This window comes from Desulfovibrio sp. 7SRBS1, assembly GCF_049723905.1.
Lineage (GTDB): Bacteria > Desulfobacterota > Desulfovibrionia > Desulfovibrionales > Desulfovibrionaceae.
Genome location: NZ_JBJKFD010000001.1, coordinates 3,534,131 through 3,550,292, shown reverse-complemented (window position 1 = coordinate 3,550,292; position 16,162 = coordinate 3,534,131). Strand labels below are relative to the sequence as shown.

Below are 16,162 nucleotides of genomic sequence, written 5' to 3'. Positions count from 1 at the left end.
ACGCCTCGTGCAGACCTACATTTCCACACTTCCACGTCCGGAACAGCTCTCATTCCCGCGCACGCTCTGCATTCTGGGCAGCACAGGCTCCATCGGAACCAATACCCTGCGCGTAGTGGAAGACGCCCCGGAAAAATTCCGCGTTCTGGCCCTGGCCGGAGGACGCAACGCCAAGCTGCTGGCCGAACAGGCCGTCCATTTCCGTCCGGCATATCTGTGCGTTCTGGACGATGCCGCAGCCAAGGAACTGGCCGCGCTGCTACCTGCGGACTATGCCCCGGAAATCCTTACCGGACCGAAAGGGTACTGCACCCTGGCAACCCTGGACGAAGTGGATGTGGTGCTTTCCAGCATTGTCGGCGCAGCCGGACTGCCGCCCACCTATGCGGCGGTAAAGGCAGGGAAAATAGTCGCCCTGGCCAACAAGGAGTCCCTGGTTCTGGCCGGGCACCTCATCCGCGAGGAATGCCGCAAGAGCGGCGCAGTCATCCTGCCCGTGGACTCGGAGCACAACGCCCTCTTTCAGGTGGTCTGCCACGAGGACGCGCGCACGCTCAAACATCTGCTGCTGACGGCATCCGGCGGACCTTTCCGTGCAAAGGACGCGGCCTTTCTGGAAAACGTCACCCGCGAGCAGGCCCTGAACCATCCCAACTGGTCCATGGGTGCAAAAATTTCCATCGACTCGGCCTCCCTTATGAACAAGGGGCTGGAAGTCATCGAGGCCTGTCATTTGTACGGTCTGGATGAAAAAGACGTGCTCACCGTGGTCCATCCCCAGAGCATCGTCCACTCCCTGGCGGAATTCGTGGACGGCTCCATCCTGGCCCATCTGGGCCCGGCAGACATGCGTGTCGCCATTGCCCACTGTCTGGCCTACCCGGAGCGGCTCAAACTGAGCGTGGAGCCCATCGATCTTATCCGCCTCGCCTCCTTGACCTTTGAGGAACCGAAATTACATTTATTCCCATGCCTGCGATTGGCTCGCGAGGCATATCGGGCCGGAGCAAGCCATCCCGTGGTCCTGAACGCCGCCAACGAGGTGGCCGTGGACCTGTTCCTCAAAGAAAGGATCGCTTTTCTGGACATTCCCCGTATCATCGAACGCGCCTTGGAACAGCACCGGTCCGAACCCGCGGACCGGCTGGACGACATCCTCGACCTGGACGCCAGAACCCGCGAACGGACTCTGGCCCACCACGGCTGACAAAACCGCGCGCTTCGAAAGGCAAGGCTGTAAAAAGCCACCGCCCGCAACCCGAACAAAAGAGGACGCATGCTGAGCGCCATAACCGTCATAATCGTCCTGGGTGGAATCATCTTCTTCCACGAGCTGGGACACTTTCTTTTCGCCAAACTCTTCAACGTCGGGGTCAAGGCCTTTTCCCTCGGCTTCGGCCCCAAGCTGTTCGGTGTAAAAAAAGGACAAACCGAGTACAAGCTTTCGCTCATTCCCCTGGGCGGCTACGTCTCCATGGTGGGAGAACAGCCCGGCGAGGAAGTGCCCGAAGGCTTTACCCCGGACCAGAATTTTGAAACCAAGCCCGCCTGGCAACGCATGTGCATTGTGGCGGCAGGCCCTATCTTCAACTTTCTGCTGGCCTTCCTTATCTTCTGGTTTCTTATGGCCTCCTACGGCCATCCCAAGCTGCTGCCCGTTGTCGGCGGCGTGCAGCCCGACAGCCCGGCCCTGTCCGCCGGATTGCTGCAGGGCGACCGCATCGTCAGCATAGACGGCGCCCCAGTGAAATACTGGGAGGATTTTGCCGAAGTCATCCGCAACTCGGGCGGCGGACGCGTCCACCTGGGCGTAGACCGCAACGGGACGGTCATGGAACTGGACGTCACCCCGGCCATGCATACGGGCAAGAATATCTTTGGAGAAACCATCTCCCGCCCGCTCATCGGCATCATGTCCTCCACCGAGACCGAAATGGTCCACTACGGCCTGGGCAACGCCTTTGTGCAGGCTGGTGAACAGACCTGGCACATGGTGGACCTCACCGTGCAGGGGCTGGTCAAGCTGGTGGAACGCATCATTCCCCTGGATACCATCGGCGGTCCCATCATGATTGCCCAGATGGTCAGCCAGCAGGCCGAACGGGGACTGGCCGAAGTGCTTGCCCTGGCTGCGCTCATCAGCATCAACCTGGGGCTTATCAACCTGTTGCCCATTCCGGTGCTGGACGGCGGACACATCCTGTTCTTTGCCATCGAAACCGTCATCCGGCGGCCCATCAGCGAAAAAATACGCGGCATAGCCCTGCGCGCAGGCATATCCCTGCTTCTCCTGCTCATGGCATTGGCCATCTACAACGACGTGCAGCGGCTCATCACCCAATAAAGGACACAGACCGGATGGATATCAACGAAACTGCCAGCCCTGCCGACGGCCACCTACTCGTCCTCGGCGCATCCGAAGAACGGCTGCAGCTGGTACTGGGACAATGCCGCGACGGAAAGGCCGGTCTTCTGACCGCCCAGGAATGGATTGTTCCGTCGCGCGCCATGGGGGTGCTGGCCCCGGCCCTGGAACAGGCCTTCAAACTTCTGAGAATCACGCCCGCAGACCTTGGCGGCATCGCCTGCGTTTACGGACCGGGCAGCTTTACGGGCATACGCATCATACTGTCCACGGCCATGGGATTTCTTGGGGGCAGCCGCACCCCCCTGGCCGGGCTGAACCACCTGCAAACCCTGGCCGTTTCCGCGCCACCCCTGGCTCCGGCCGCCTCTCTGGCCGTGCTGACCTATGCCCGGCGCGGGCAGGTCTATTTGCAGGCTTTTGATCCCGAAACACGGCAACCACTCGACGGCTGGGAAGACGTCCGCGCCCTGACCGCGCAACAGGCCAGGGGACTCCTGGACAGCCTGCCCCAGCCCGTCGCCACCCTTGGCACGGGACTGCGCCGCAACCCCGAAGTGTTTGCCGACATCGCCAGCCTGCCCCAGGATTTCGACACGCCCAAAGCCGACGCGCTCCTGCGCATGGCCGCCCAGGCCCGATACGCCCGGGCTCCCATTGCGCCCTGCTATGTCCGTCCTTCGGACGCGGAAGAAAACCTGGAACACATCGCCAGCCTGCGCGGCCTCTCCCTGGACGAAGCCCAGAAGCGGATTGATCTGAGTCTGGAAGACATGATTATAAAGTAATGAATGGGGCGCTGCCCCATACCCCGCCGGGGGCCATGATGGCCCCCGAGCCCCCACATTACAGGCTGTTGAGAACAGCACGATAGCGGCGTTGCTTCAAAAGATCCAAACCCTCGCGTATCAAAAAATACGTGTCGGTCTTGAATCTTTCTCGCGCCTGGCTCTCGCAACTGTTCTCAGCAGCCTGCGGAAAATCTTTAGCCACCCCAAAAGCCACAATCTTCGCCCCCTGCTTGTATAAACCCTCTCTGAAAATCAGGATTTGTCATTTTGCAAGAAAAGTTGCATAGACACTTCCTTTGATAATCACTGTACGGTTCGCCCAATTTTAATACCAAAGCTCACATACGGTTATATTCCCGGCGGACCTTTCTCCTGGCGTTCAGCGAACATGTGGGTTTGTTTATCCATTCTTCAGCGAGGAATTTCGTGAACACCACGCAATCGTGCATCCGCCTCCATCTTCCTGCAAATACAGCCTGGGTCGGTCTTGTACAGAATGCCGCCGAACAGGCAGGCGCGGTTTTCGGCCTGGACCCGTCCAAGACCCTGCGCCTGGTCAACTGCGCCGAAGAGCTTCTCCAATTTCTGGCCTCGGCAGAAGCCGGGGAAATCGAAATAACACTCCGCCCCGTCGCCACGGGCGTGGAAATCGGCGTTTCCTTCCCTTCGGCAGACCTCGACCTTTCCGCCCTGAACATGGTTTCCTCCCCCAATACGAACGGAGAGGAGCCGGACTGGATGTCCCTGCCCCTGCTGCTGGCTTCGCGTATGTCCGACGGATTTCGCGTAGGCATGGAAGGCCGATTCATGGAAATAGTTCTGCGCGTGGACAAGGCCTATCCCGACACGGAACCGTTTGCCGCAGAGCGCGTACAAATGCAGGGACAGCCCACCCTTTCGCCAGTTGAAGATGCACAGGCAATTTTCGAAGCATGCAGCGCCATTACCACGCTTTTTCCGGGATATGTGGTGGCGGACTGGTGTATATGTCCGGGAAAAACAGGGGACCAGCTCCAAGCCGGGGAAATCTTCGCTCTGGAAGCCCGCGACGCGGCAGACCGCCAGTGCGGCATCATCCTTTGGACCATGCGCTCCGAGCAGAGCGTGAATTTCTATGGTCCCTACGACTTTACCACGGACAATTCCGTTGCCGAAAAGCTCATCAACGGCCTGTTGCAGGCCATGGGACGCACCAAAGCGAAAATCGTCTTCAGCAGTCTGGCTACACAGTCCCTGGCCGAGTATGGCTTTGAACTGCTGGCCGAACTGCCCAACCTGCTGGAAGGTTCGGAAAGCCCGGTCATGCAATCCATCTGGGGCCGGATGCTTCAGGAGGATTTCGGCGGCGCAGTCTGGACGCACCCGGAGTTCTCGGAATTTCTGCAAAGCCGCTACGATGCTCTGGAACTGGTCCGCGACATGCGCCCGGTGACCGACCTGGGAGAAGCACTCCAGGCGAATTCCGTTATCGGCGTACGCCTCAATCCACGGTTGAGCCAGGCAATCCTCTCCCCGGAGCTGAACGGTGCGGACATGGGCGAGAATCTTTCCCGCCACGTCACCACCCTCACCTCCGCAGGCTACCGGAATATTTTCTTTGAGATCGATCTCACCAAAGGCTGGCAAGCCGCCATGGGCGGACACCTGACCCAGTGTGCATTTCAGCCTGAACTTCTGCTGCCCCACGGCAGGCAGTCCGATACACTGACCTTTCGCCATGTTCCTGAATCTCGATAAGCTCATTCCAGCCCACATCCGCCTGTTCGCCCCCTACCGCCCAAGTCCGCCCGATGCCGAACTGATGCGGCTGTACGGCCTCGACCATCTGCACAGGCTGAACAACAACGAAAACACCCTGGGCCCCTCGCCTGCGGTGCGCGAACTGCTGGCCGAAATCCAGGCGGGCGTTGTGCCCATCTACCCGCACGGCGACAGCAAGAACCTGCGCGAAGCCCTTTCCGAAGTTTTGGGGCCGGACCCGTCGCAGTTTCTGGTAGGCAACGGCTCGTGCGAATTGATTTCCAGCGTGGTCAAGGCATTCTGCGAACCGGGCGACAACATCGTAACCGCGGACAAGACATTCGCGGTCTACGAATGGGTGGCGCAGTTTTCCGGCATCGAGCCGCGCCTGATTCCGCTGGATGAAAACCTTGGTTTCGACCCGGACGCCATGCTGGCAGCCGTGGACGAGCGCACCAAGCTCATTTTCGTCTGCAATCCCAACAACCCCACCGGAACCTATTGGGACGAGGCCACCATGCGCCGTTTTCTGGATGCGGTGGACGGACGCTGCATCGTGGTGGCGGACGAAGCCTATTTTGAATACGTGGAGCAGCCCGACTATCCCAATTGCATCCGCCTGCTGGACGAATACCCGAATCTGGTGGTTTTCCGGACCTTCTCCAAAATGTACGCCCTGGCCGCGCTGCGTGTGGGCTATCTGTGCGCAGGCCCGGAAGTTACGGATATCATCAGCCGCGCCCATGTAGCCTATTCCGTGAACACCATGGCCCAGCTGGCCGCACGGGCTGCACTGCTGGATTGCTCCCCGTTCATGGAACAGACGCTGTGCATGGTGCGCCGGGGCCGCGAGATCATCAGAAAGACCTGCGAAGAACTGGGGTTCGAACATGTGATTGGCGAAGGAAACTACGCCATGATCAAAACGCCCATTTCCGACACCCTGCTGCAACGCAAACTCCTGCGCCGGGGATTTATGGTCCGCACCATGACCGGTTTCCGCTTCCCCAACTGGATTCGCGTAAGCCTGGTGCGGGAGCATGTACTGGAAGAATTCAGCACAGTTCTCCCTGACGTATTCAAATAATTATTTCTCCGGCAATATGCCTGCCGCCATGCCGGACGGATTACCCAACAGAGAGTTACTATGGACCAAAGCAGAGAAGAGCATCTGGCCCGGCTTCGGGAAGAAAACTACGTTATAGAACCGGGGCAGAAATTCGAGGTGGACGCCTTTCAGCCGAAGGACGCCCTTGGCATAACGCGTCTCTACTACGCTGTGTATGGGGAGACATTCCCGGTAGACGATGTGTACAGCCCGGAAACCATCGTGCAAAACAACCAGGGGAACGATCTTTACCAGGTTGTCGGACGCACCAGCAAAGGCGACATAGTGGGCCTGTACGCCCTGTTCCACTCCGCGCCCGGCGACAGGATAATGGAAGCCGGAGGATGGATTGTGCATCCCGACTACCGGGGCACGTCACTCGCCCTGCGGCTTGCCAGCAAGATACATAAAAATCCGCCGGAGCATTTGGGAATCGATCTTATTTTCGGCCAGTGCGTGTGCGACCATCTTACCCCGCAAAAGCTCACCAAGAAATTCAATGCCAAGTTCTGCGCCCTGGAAATGGAGCCCATGCCAGCACGACCTGGCGAGCAGGCCGTGTATGGCCGCATCTCGCTGATGGACAGCGTCCTCCCGCTGAAGAACTGCCCGGACGATCTCTACCTGCCCGACCGTTTCCACGCCCAACTTCGCGAAATCTACGCATGGTTGGGGCTGGACCGCACATATCTGGACAACGAGGCAAGAGAAAAGGCGCTCGCCACTTCGCCCGAAACCGAGATCTCGGTCTTCCCCCTGGGCGAATCGGATGTAGCCAAGATTGAAGTGGAGTCCGTGGGTGCCGACTTTGCCGAACATCTTGCCGAAGCTGAACGCAAATGCCCTGGGATGCACACCTACCATCTTCTCCTGCCGCTCTCGCATCCCGGATGCTCCGCCGCCGCAGAGGCAGCCCACAAGTCAGGCTTTTTCTTCGGCGGCGTGCTGCCGCTGTGGTTCGACCGGGACGCCCTGCTGATGCAGAAAGTTTCCGGAACACCGGACTTTTCCAAGCCGCAGATCCTTACAGAGGAAGGCAAACGGATAATGGAAATGGTGCAGGCGGATTGGCAGGCATTGCAGGCAGAAAAAGAAGAAAGATAACGGGGCGCTGCCCCGTACCCCGCCGGGGGAGATGATCTCCCCCGGTCCTTACGGATATAGGCTGTTGAGAACAGCACGATAGCGGCGTTGCTTCAAACAATTCAAACCCTCGCGTATCAGGAAATACGCGTCGAGCTTGAATTGTTCTCGCGCCTTGCTCTCGCAGCAGTTCTCAGCAGCCTGCGAACGTCGTAGGGGAATTTTACAGACAGAGTCTAAGATTTGGGCCGAAACCCATACCAAAATTTTCTGGAAAGGGGGTGTGGGGGAAAAACCTCTTTTAAGAGGTTTTCCCCCACATCATCTCCCCAAAACTTCTACATAAAATCCGGATCAACAGCGGCGAGGCCGTTGGCGGTCATGAGCTTGACGAAGCGATTGGAGCGTTCGTGTATGGGAACGATGGGAAAGGTACGTCCGCAGGCATCGCAGCGCACCCGGTCGGGCCGGGTGGGCGAGATGAGCGGCACTTCGCGCTTACAATGCGGGCAGGGGTACAGATAGATCAGTTCCATGCCCGAAGGACGTACAGGTGTTTCAACCTTGTTTTTTTCAGACATGGCTACCTGCTTCCGTTTTCCACAAGGTTCACGCCTGTCATGGCTTCGGGCTGCTGCAGCCCCATAATGGCCAGGGCCGTGGGCGCAATGTCTCCCAGCTTTCCGCCGTCGCGCAGGCACAGGCCGTCCACGTCGCTGGCAATGTAGACCAGCCGGACCGGATTGGTGCTGTGTGCGGTTTGGGGATTGCCCTTGGGATCGATCATTTCCTCGGCATTGCCGTGGTCTGCGGTCATCAGAATGGTGCCGCCGCGCTCCAGGACTGCGTCCACGATGCGTCCCACACACTCGTCCACACATTCCACGGCTTCCACCGCGGCCTTGATGATGCCGGTGTGGCCGACCATATCCAGGTTGGCGAGGTTGCAGACGCACAAGCGGTTGTCGTCCAGACGTTCCAGCAGCTTGTCCGTGACCTCACGGGCGGACATGACGGGCTTCTGGTCGTAGGTGGCGACTTCACGCGGTGATGGAACCAGCACCCTGTTCTCATTGGGAAAAGGTTCTTCGCGTCCGCAGTTGAGGAAATAGGTGACGTGGGCGTATTTTTCCGTTTCCGCAATGCGCAGCTGGGCAAGCCCGGCTTCGGACACGGTCTGGCCCAGGGTATTTTCTATGGACACGGGCGGAAAGGCCACGGCCATGGGAAAATCCCCCTCATAGCGGGTCATGGTCACAAAGAAGGCCAGCTTGGGCAGGCTTTTGCGTTCAAATCCGTCGAAATCCGGGTCAAAGAAAGCCCGGCAAATCTGGCGGGCACGGTCGGCGCGGAAGTTGAAGAAAATGATGGCGTCGCCGTCCTGTACGGGGGCCATGGGTTCGCCGTTGTCCGTCATTACGCAGGGCTTGACGAATTCGTCACCTTCATTGCGGTCGTAGGAACGCTGAATGGCGTCCAGGGGATTTGTGGCGGTTTCGGCCTCGCCCTGCACCAGGGCGGCATAGGCCAGGGCATTGCGGTCCCAGCGCTTGTCGCGGTCCATGGCATAAAAGCGGCCCGTTACTGAAGCCACTTTGCCGATGCCCTTCTGGCTCATGGTGTCGAGCAGGGTGCTAACATAGCCCTTGCCACTGGTGGGCGGCGTGTCGCGGCCATCCAGAAAAGCGTGCACATAGACCTGGTCCAGACCGTTGGCCTTGGCCATGTCGAGCAGGGCATTGATATGATTCTGGTGGCTGTGCACCCCGCCGTCGGAGACAAGGCCCATGAGGTGCAGCTTTCCGCCCGATGCCTTGACCGCTTCCACGGCCTGGACAAAGGCGGGGTTGGACGTGAACTCGTCCTGTTCAATGGCCAGGTCGATGCGCGTCATGTCCTGATAGACGACGCGCCCCGCACCGATGTTCATGTGCCCCACTTCCGAGTTGCCCATAAAGCCGTCGGGCAGCCCCACGGCCCGGCCTGCACAGGCCAGCAACGTGGAGGGATAAGAGGAAAGTATGGAATCGAGATGCGGGGTTTCGGCTTGGGAAACAGCATTGCCCGGACCTTCCGGGGCATAGCCCCATCCGTCCAGGATAAGCAGCAAAAGTGGGGGTGTTGGCATATCTACTCCCGGGATATACGCCGGGCCTCGGCCCAGAGTCCTTCAAGGTTGAACTGGGCGCGATGCTCGCCCATGAAAATATTCACCAGCACGTCGTTGCAGTCCACGAGGACCCAATGGCCTTCGTCCTGCCCTTCCATGCCCAGATATTCGAAATTTTCCTCGCCCATCATGTCCAGCACATGCGAGGCCAGGCCTTTGGCATGGCGGGGGCTTCCCGCTGTTGCCAAAACCACGAACTCGGTGATGGGGCTTTGGCCCTGCACGTCCATGACAACGACGTCTTCGGCTTTTTTGTCTTCGAGCCAGGAGGCCATTTTGCGGGCCTTTTCCTCGGATGCGATGTCCGCAAAACGCTTTTCTCTTTTCTTCATGTTTTTATTGTACCGTTTGGGGAAAGACCGTGATGACGCGGCTCAATGCTGCCGGAATCGGCCGGGAACGAAAGCGGTCCTTATTTCCTTCGTTCCCGAAACATCTTATTGCCACGGCCGTTATGGGAAGCCTTTACCTCAAGCATCGGATGGACGCAATCATGCGTACCTGTCCCCCATACCACGAACTTACCTTATTGTGCGCATTTACTGGCGCAAAGAAATATGGAATGAACAGCCAGACGCAACCGGAAATACGGGCCGGGCAGGGTCCGCGTATACCGGAAACACAGTGCCACAATCTAGTTACCGGAGCATGACATGAGCGACCAACTCATTCTTATACATATATACGGACTGGACAAGCCCAAGCTGACCGCGCGGCTCACGTCCATTCTGGCCGAATACGACGTGGACATCCTGGACATGGGCCAGGCCGTCATCCACCAGAACCTTTCCCTGGGTATTCTTATCCGCATCCCGCCCGAGTCGGAATCGGCCCCCATCATCAAGGAACTGCTCTTTGCCGCGCACGACATGGACGTGAACATCAAATTTTCGCCCGTGGACCAGGACGCTCACGAGGCATGGGTAAAGGCGGAAGGCAAGGAACGGCATATCGTCACGCTGCTGGGCCCCAAAATCACCTCCCGCCAGGTGGCTGTCATGTCCAAGGTGTTGGCGGAAAACGATCTGAACATCGACGTCATCACCCGGCTGACGGGCCGCACCTCGCTGGACGAAGGTGTGCTGAACCGCCCGGCCTGCGTGGAATTTTCCCTGCGCGGAACGCCCCGCGACACGGGTGCCATCCACAGGGAGTTTCTCAACATTTCTGCGGAAATGGGTGTGGACATCGCCATGCAGGCGGACAACGCCTTTAGGCGCAACCGCAGGCTGGTGGTCTTCGACATGGACTCCACCCTCATACAGGTGGAAGTTGTGGACGAGCTGGCCAAGGAAGCCGGAGTGGGCGACCAGGTAAGCGCCATTACCGCATCGGCCATGCGGGGCGAAATAGACTTCAAGGAAAGCCTGCGCCGCCGCCTCAACCTGCTGAGTGGTCTGGACGAGGCGGCACTGGACGCGGTTGCCGACCGCATTCCCCTGACCTCCGGCGCGGAACGGCTTATCGCCAACCTCAAGCGCTACGGATACAAAATCGCCATCATTTCCGGCGGGTTCACCTATTTTGGCCGCAAACTCCAGGACCAGCTGGGCATCGACTATCTGTACGCCAACGAGCTGGAAATAGTGGACGGCGTAATTACAGGAAAAGTCCTGGGCGACATTGTGGACGCGGAACGCAAGGCCTTTCTGCTGAAAGACATTGCCCGGCGCGAAGACATCAGCCTGCAACAGGTTATTGCCGTGGGCGACGGTGCCAACGACCTGCCCATGCTGAACCTGGCGGGGCTGGGTATCGCCTTCCACGCCAAGCCCAAGGTCAAGGCGGGCGCACGCCAGGCTATTTCCACACTGGGGCTGGACAGCATTCTGTACCTCATCGGCATGCGGGACAGAGATTTGGTGAATTAAACTCTTCCAGGAATTTCAGCCGGGAGCACCCCGAATGAGCGACACGAAAACCACCGACGACCAGATAACAGGCGACCAGACGAGACTGCACGACATTGGTGAAATCATCCGCCAGCTGGCCGCGCATTACGGGCTGTGGCTGGCGGAAAGCGTGCATCAGCTGGGGTTGGAAGCCGCGCTGGATGCGGAAAAGGAAGCTGGGGACCGATTGTCCGCCATTGTTTCCGGCAAGCTGGAGAGGGCAATTTCCGGGGCACAGGACGGACAGCTTCAGGAAATGCTTTCCGGTCTGGACCGGGAAACACTGGACAAGCTGGGCATGGCGCTTCGTTCCTCCTGGCTGGCTGCGGACGGAGTATGGTTTCAGGCCATTGAGGGCAAGGCCGGGATGCATGCGGCCAAAAGGGTGAACGACACCTGCTGGGCGCGCTTTGCCCCGCTGGAGGCCCGACGCGCCAAAGATCTGCTGGGGTTGCCGGATAACGGCGGTATTCAGGCACTCAAAGCCGCCCTTGGCGCGCGCATGTACGCCAAGCTGAACCGCTGGGAATTTACGGAAGAAACGGAAACCTCCATTGTTTTCCGCATGACCGACTGCCGGGTGCAGACTGCGCGCAAACGCAAGGGGCTGGACGACTACCCCTGCAAATCCGGCGGCGTCACCGAATATACAGGATTCGCCCACGAAATCGATCCCCGGCTGCACTGCGAATGCATTGGCTGCCCGCCCGACCCACATCCCGAGGAATGGGTCTGTGCCTGGCGGTTTACGCTGACGAACACATAATTTCAGCCGAACGATCCTATAACGACTTTTCAAGCCTTTTTTCCACAATAAGACCCCGTCGAGCATATGCTCGACGGGGTCTTATTGTGGAAAAAATGTGGGGGTCCGGGGGAGATCATCTCCCCCGGCCGCCGGAGGCATCTTTTTCTTTATCCCCCGCTCACCCCGGCGTCTGCAAACGACGCCATGTCGTTCCAGATACCAGCGGCGCACTTGAGCAGATAAAGGGCAATGGCCGCTCCGGTGCCCTCGCCCAGACGAAAATCCAGGTCCAGCAGAGGACGCTGTCCCACGGCACTGGTGATGGCACTGTAGCCCGGCTCGGCAGACTGATGGCTGATGAAACAATAGTCCATCACGTCCGGGCAAAAGGCGCGGGCCGTGATAAAGGCGGCAGTGGAAATGAATCCATCCACGGCAACGGGCATGCGGTTGGCAGCCCCACCCAAAATCAACCCGGCCAGCGCGGCGATTTCCAGGCCGCCCACGGCAGCCAAAATCTTCAGCGGGTCTTTGGAACGCACGGCCTCGGCATTCACTTCCAGGGAACGGGCAATGACCGTGATCTTGTGCTGTATGGCCTCGGCCTTGAGCCCGGCTCCGGGACCGGTGATGTCCACGGGATCGCAGCCCAGAAAAGCGCAGTACAGGGCGGTGCTGGGCGTGGTGTTGGAAATGCCCATCTCGCCGGTGCCCAGAGAGCGGTATCCGGCCTCGCGGGCCTCGTGGGCAAGGTCGATGCCCAGACACAGGGCCTTGAGGCAGTCTTCCTGGCTCATGGCCGGGCCCTGGGCCATGTTGTCCGTGCCGGGGCGCACCTTGCGCTGGATGATATCGGGATGTTCAGGAAATTTTTCGCCGCAGACTCCGGCGTCCACCACCTTGAGGTCGATGCCGCCCATGCGGGTCAGCACGTTGATGCCCGCTCCGCCATTGGCGAAATTGAGCACCATCTGGCGGGTGACTTCCTGGGGAAAGGGACTGACACCTTCGGCATTGACGCCGTGGTCACCGGCTATGGTGTACATCATGGCCGGATAGGGCGCGAGGGTTTCGGATTCCTGAATCATATAGATGCGCGTGGCCAGCTCTTCCAGCCGTCCGAGGCTTCCCGGAGGTTTGGTCAGGCCGTCGAGATGCGTCTTGGCCGGAGCGGCCAGTTCCTTATTCACGGGGCGGATCGCCGCAAGCGTCCGCGTCAGTTTTTCCTGCATTGCATTCTCCATAAACGGAATTGTATCGGCACGGGACTTTACGGAAGGCCAACCGCAAAGGCAACGTTGCACCAAAAACGCCCGACGGAAGGACCGCCGGGCGTCGATTCAAGGTTGTTTTTCGCGTCCTCCGGCTATTTGGTGCCGAAGTAGACGAGCTGGCCCGTGGATTCGAGCACGCTGCGCCAGTAGTTGGAGCAGATGTCGATGCGCTTGCGCTGGGTGATGACCAGGGAAAGCGGCATGTGCACATACTGGCCGTTCCATTTGCTGACGATCATGCCGGTTTTCCCAGCCATACCGGCATGGACCGCGTTCTGCCCCAAAAAGCCGCAATAGATGCGGTCGTTGGAGTTGGCCGGGATGGAACGGATAATGTAGCTGGGGTCGATGAACTTGAGGGTGTAGTCCATGCCCTGCTCCGTCAGGTAGGAATCAAGCTCCTTGCGCAGCAGGCCGCAGATGTCGCCCAGACGCACGTTGCCCGAGGCGTCCGTGGCGCTTTCCTTGCGCAGCAAATCCTGGCCCGCGCCCTCGGCCACCACCATCACGGCATGCTGGCGCATCTTGAGCCGCTTGTGCATGGCCTGAAGCAGACCGTTTTCACCTTCCAGCGCAAAGGGCTGTTCCGGGACGAGCACAAAGTCCACATCGCGCAGGGCAAGGGAAGCCTGGGCCGCGATAAACCCCGACTCCCGGCCCATGACCTTGACCAGCCCGATGCCGTTGGGCACGCCCAGGGCCTCGGTGTGGGCGCAGCGGATGGCCTCGGTAACCTTTTCCACGGCCGTGTCGAAGCCGAAGGTCTGGGAGACGAAATGGATGTCGTTGTCGATGGTCTTGGGGATGCCGATGATGGAAATCTTGACGCCGCGCTTGGTGACTTCGTCCATGATGGCCTTGGCCGCCTTCATGGTGCCGTCGCCGCCAATGACGAACAGGATGCTGATACTGCGCCGCTCCAGAAAATCGACAATGGCTTCCAGAGACTGCGGTCCGCGTGACGTGCCCAGGATGGTGCCGCCGAATTCGTGGATGTTGGTCACAACCTCGGGCGTCAGCACCATGGGATCGTGGCCGTAGCTTTCGATAAAGCCTTCCAGGCCGTAGCGGATGCCGAGGGTTTCGGCCACATCATAGTTGTAATGGGCCTCCAGCACGATGGAGCGGATAACGTCATTGATGCCGGGGCAGAGGCCGCCGCAAGTGACGATGGCGCATTTGGTCTTGGACGGGTCGAAATAGATGTTCTTTCGCGGTCCGGCAGGTTCCAGATAGGCATCGCGGTGCTGTTTGCTTTGCATATCCTTTTGCCTGACGTATATAAGAATCTTGTTATCATCGTCCGCGTAATTTCCCGCCTTGAGAAAACTCTCCACCTTGGCAGGGCCAAGGGTCGGGATGGTGGTATCCTTTGGCGGATCGGCGGGTTCGATGCAGGTCATTTCCTGAGACATGGGGTCCTCCCGTAACGTGTGGTCCTGCCGGACAGATGGCGGATTTTCAGGTATGCCTTCTGGTGTACCCTGTCACGGCAAACAAAATCAAGGGCTGCAAGCCATTGACTGACGGCAAAGATGCATTAGTTTGCCTGTCATATGGTGCATTATGTAGCCGCACCGTGTTTCGATCTGGTGATACACGCTGGAGATCATATGGGCAAAAGAAACTGGAATCCATGGACCGAACATTTTGATTCGTCGGACTGCCTCGATACGGGACTCCCCCACGATGCGGCCCCCAAACGCATTTCCACCAAACGCGCCCAATGGCGTCCTATTGCCGATATTTTCCAGACCAGCCAGGCGCTTGTACTGCAAATAGAACTGCCCGGCCTTCAATTGGAAGACGTGGGTGTGGAGATCAAATACCGGGAACTTATCGTTTTCGGCCAACGCCGCTGCGAAAAAGACGTGCAGGGCGCAACCTACCACACCATGGAGCGAGGCCACGGATATTTTTCCCGCCGCTTCCCGCTGCCGCCCACGGCCAACAGCTCGGCGGTCAACGCCACGCTCAAGGACGGGTTGCTCACCATCGTCATCCCAAAGAAAGAGATATGCGACAGCAACCGTCGCATCCCCATAGAAACCACCTGAAGCACAACGCATCCAACGGAGTCGAACACATGACCAGCCAACTCAAGACCGCACTTCTGCTCGGCCTTCTCACCGCCGTGGTTATGCTCATCGGGCAGGCCGCAGGCGGCCGCGGAGGACTCATCCTCGGGTTCGTCTTTGCCCTGGCCATGAACCTTGGCAGCTACTGGTACTCGGACAAGATCGTCCTTTCCATGTACCGCGCCCGGGAACTTTCCCCGGCAGACGCCCCGGCCCTGCACACCATGGTCGAGGAACTCGCCGCCAATGCGGGCATCCCCAAGCCCAAAATCTACATCGTGCCCCAGGAATCGCCCAACGCCTTTGCCACGGGCCGCAACCCGCAAAATGCCGCCGTGGCCGTAACCGAAGGCATCATGCGCCTGCTCAGCCCGGAAGAACTGCGCGGTGTGCTGGCCCACGAGCTCGGCCACATCACCAACCGCGACATTCTCATCCAGACCATTGCCGCGGTACTGGCGGGCGTCATCATGGTGGTGTCCAGCATCATCAAATGGGGCGCCCTGTTCGGCGGCCTGAGCGGCAACGACGAGGAAGGCGGCAGCCCCCTGGCCGCGCTGGCCCTGGCGATTTTCGCCCCCATAGCGGCCATGCTCATCCAGATGGCCATTTCCCGCTCGCGGGAATACCTGGCCGATGAAACCGGGGCCCGCATCTCTGGGCAGCCTCTGGCCCTGGCCGGAGCCCTCAACAAACTGGATTCCTATTCGCGCCAGATTCCCATGCAGGCCAGCCCGACAACGGAAAACATGTTCATCGTCAACCCGTTTTCCGGGCAGAACCTGGCCCGCTGGTTCAGCACCCACCCGCCCATCCCCGACCGCATCGAACGATTGCGCCGCATGGCGGGCAAATAATCGGTTTTTTACCCGGCCCGACCACATGGTTGGGCCGGGTTTTCACTTTCTGAACA

General features: G+C 59.3%; 15 protein-coding genes. 10 read left to right on the top strand and 5 right to left on the bottom strand.

The annotated features are described in order from the left end of the window. Nucleotides 1-7: 7 nt before the first annotated feature. From dxr to ACI0FJ_RS15790, 6 genes are all read left to right on the top strand, one after another. Nucleotides 8-1,207, top strand: coding sequence for a 1-deoxy-D-xylulose-5-phosphate reductoisomerase (gene dxr / locus ACI0FJ_RS15815; RefSeq protein ID WP_424304906.1), 1,200 nt, complete (start codon nucleotides 8-10; stop codon nucleotides 1,205-1,207). 69 nt (nucleotides 1,208-1,276) lie between these two features. After that, entirely contained in the window at nucleotides 1,277-2,344 is a 1,068-nt protein-coding gene (rseP, locus tag ACI0FJ_RS15810) for an RIP metalloprotease RseP (protein ID WP_424304904.1), read from the top strand. Between the two features lie 14 nt (nucleotides 2,345-2,358). After that, nucleotides 2,359-3,153 (top strand): tRNA (adenosine(37)-N6)-threonylcarbamoyltransferase complex dimerization subunit type 1 TsaB, encoded by a 795-nt coding sequence (gene tsaB / locus ACI0FJ_RS15805; protein ID WP_424304902.1) that lies wholly within the window; start codon nucleotides 2,359-2,361, stop codon nucleotides 3,151-3,153. A 429-nt stretch (nucleotides 3,154-3,582) separates the two neighbouring features. Next, entirely contained in the window at nucleotides 3,583-4,893 is a 1,311-nt protein-coding gene (locus tag ACI0FJ_RS15800) for a hypothetical protein (RefSeq protein WP_424304900.1), read from the top strand. Continuing rightward, nucleotides 4,874-5,983, top strand: coding sequence for a histidinol-phosphate transaminase (hisC, locus tag ACI0FJ_RS15795; RefSeq protein ID WP_424304898.1), 1,110 nt, complete (start codon nucleotides 4,874-4,876; stop codon nucleotides 5,981-5,983). Before ACI0FJ_RS15800 ends, hisC begins: the two co-directional genes overlap by 20 nt. Before the next feature lie 60 nt (nucleotides 5,984-6,043). Continuing rightward, nucleotides 6,044-7,108, top strand: a complete 1,065-nt coding sequence (locus ACI0FJ_RS15790; protein WP_424304896.1) for a hypothetical protein — start codon at nucleotides 6,044-6,046, stop codon at nucleotides 7,106-7,108. 317 nt (nucleotides 7,109-7,425) lie between these two features. Here the strand turns inward: ACI0FJ_RS15790 and ACI0FJ_RS15785 are convergent, their stop codons facing one another. The 3 genes from ACI0FJ_RS15785 to rsfS are packed head-to-tail and all read right to left on the bottom strand — an operon-like array spanning nucleotide 7,426 to nucleotide 9,589. Next, nucleotides 7,426-7,668 carry a hypothetical protein gene (locus ACI0FJ_RS15785; protein ID WP_424304895.1) on the bottom strand — a complete coding sequence of 81 codons (243 nt, stop codon included), beginning with the start codon at nucleotides 7,666-7,668 and terminating at the stop codon, nucleotides 7,426-7,428. 2 nt (nucleotides 7,669-7,670) lie between these two features. Beyond that, nucleotides 7,671-9,215 carry a 2,3-bisphosphoglycerate-independent phosphoglycerate mutase gene (gpmI, locus tag ACI0FJ_RS15780; RefSeq protein WP_424304893.1) on the bottom strand — a complete coding sequence of 515 codons (1,545 nt, stop codon included), beginning with the start codon at nucleotides 9,213-9,215 and terminating at the stop codon, nucleotides 7,671-7,673. A gap of 2 nt (nucleotides 9,216-9,217) precedes the next feature. Then, nucleotides 9,218-9,589 carry a ribosome silencing factor gene (gene rsfS / locus ACI0FJ_RS15775; RefSeq protein ID WP_424304891.1) on the bottom strand — a complete coding sequence of 124 codons (372 nt, stop codon included), beginning with the start codon at nucleotides 9,587-9,589 and terminating at the stop codon, nucleotides 9,218-9,220. 321 nt (nucleotides 9,590-9,910) lie between these two features. Here rsfS and serB point away from each other — a divergent pair, with 321 nt between their 5' ends. Together serB and ACI0FJ_RS15765 are read left to right on the top strand one after the other, a co-directional pair. Beyond that, nucleotides 9,911-11,128 (top strand): phosphoserine phosphatase SerB, encoded by a 1,218-nt coding sequence (gene serB / locus ACI0FJ_RS15770; RefSeq protein ID WP_424304889.1) that lies wholly within the window; start codon nucleotides 9,911-9,913, stop codon nucleotides 11,126-11,128. Between the two features lie 34 nt (nucleotides 11,129-11,162). Next, nucleotides 11,163-11,915, top strand: coding sequence for a DUF6125 family protein (locus tag ACI0FJ_RS15765; protein WP_424304887.1), 753 nt, complete (start codon nucleotides 11,163-11,165; stop codon nucleotides 11,913-11,915). A 149-nt stretch (nucleotides 11,916-12,064) separates the two neighbouring features. Here ACI0FJ_RS15765 and cobT read toward each other — a convergent pair whose 3' ends face one another. Together cobT and ACI0FJ_RS15755 are read right to left on the bottom strand one after the other, a co-directional pair. Then, nucleotides 12,065-13,129, bottom strand: coding sequence for a nicotinate-nucleotide--dimethylbenzimidazole phosphoribosyltransferase (cobT, locus tag ACI0FJ_RS15760; RefSeq protein WP_424304885.1), 1,065 nt, complete (start codon nucleotides 13,127-13,129; stop codon nucleotides 12,065-12,067). A gap of 134 nt (nucleotides 13,130-13,263) precedes the next feature. After that, nucleotides 13,264-14,586, bottom strand: coding sequence for an ATP-dependent 6-phosphofructokinase (locus ACI0FJ_RS15755; protein ID WP_424304883.1), 1,323 nt, complete (start codon nucleotides 14,584-14,586; stop codon nucleotides 13,264-13,266). Nucleotides 14,587-14,784: 198 nt separating this feature from the next. On the opposite strand from ACI0FJ_RS15755, the gene ACI0FJ_RS15750 reads away from it, so the two are divergent. Together ACI0FJ_RS15750 and ACI0FJ_RS15745 are read left to right on the top strand one after the other, a co-directional pair. Then, nucleotides 14,785-15,228 carry an Hsp20/alpha crystallin family protein gene (locus ACI0FJ_RS15750; protein WP_424304881.1) on the top strand — a complete coding sequence of 148 codons (444 nt, stop codon included), beginning with the start codon at nucleotides 14,785-14,787 and terminating at the stop codon, nucleotides 15,226-15,228. 29 nt (nucleotides 15,229-15,257) lie between these two features. Beyond that, a complete protein-coding gene (locus tag ACI0FJ_RS15745) occupies nucleotides 15,258-16,106 on the top strand; it encodes a zinc metalloprotease HtpX (RefSeq protein WP_424304879.1) in 849 nt (282 codons plus the stop codon). The last annotated feature ends 56 nt before the right edge of the window (nucleotides 16,107-16,162 follow it).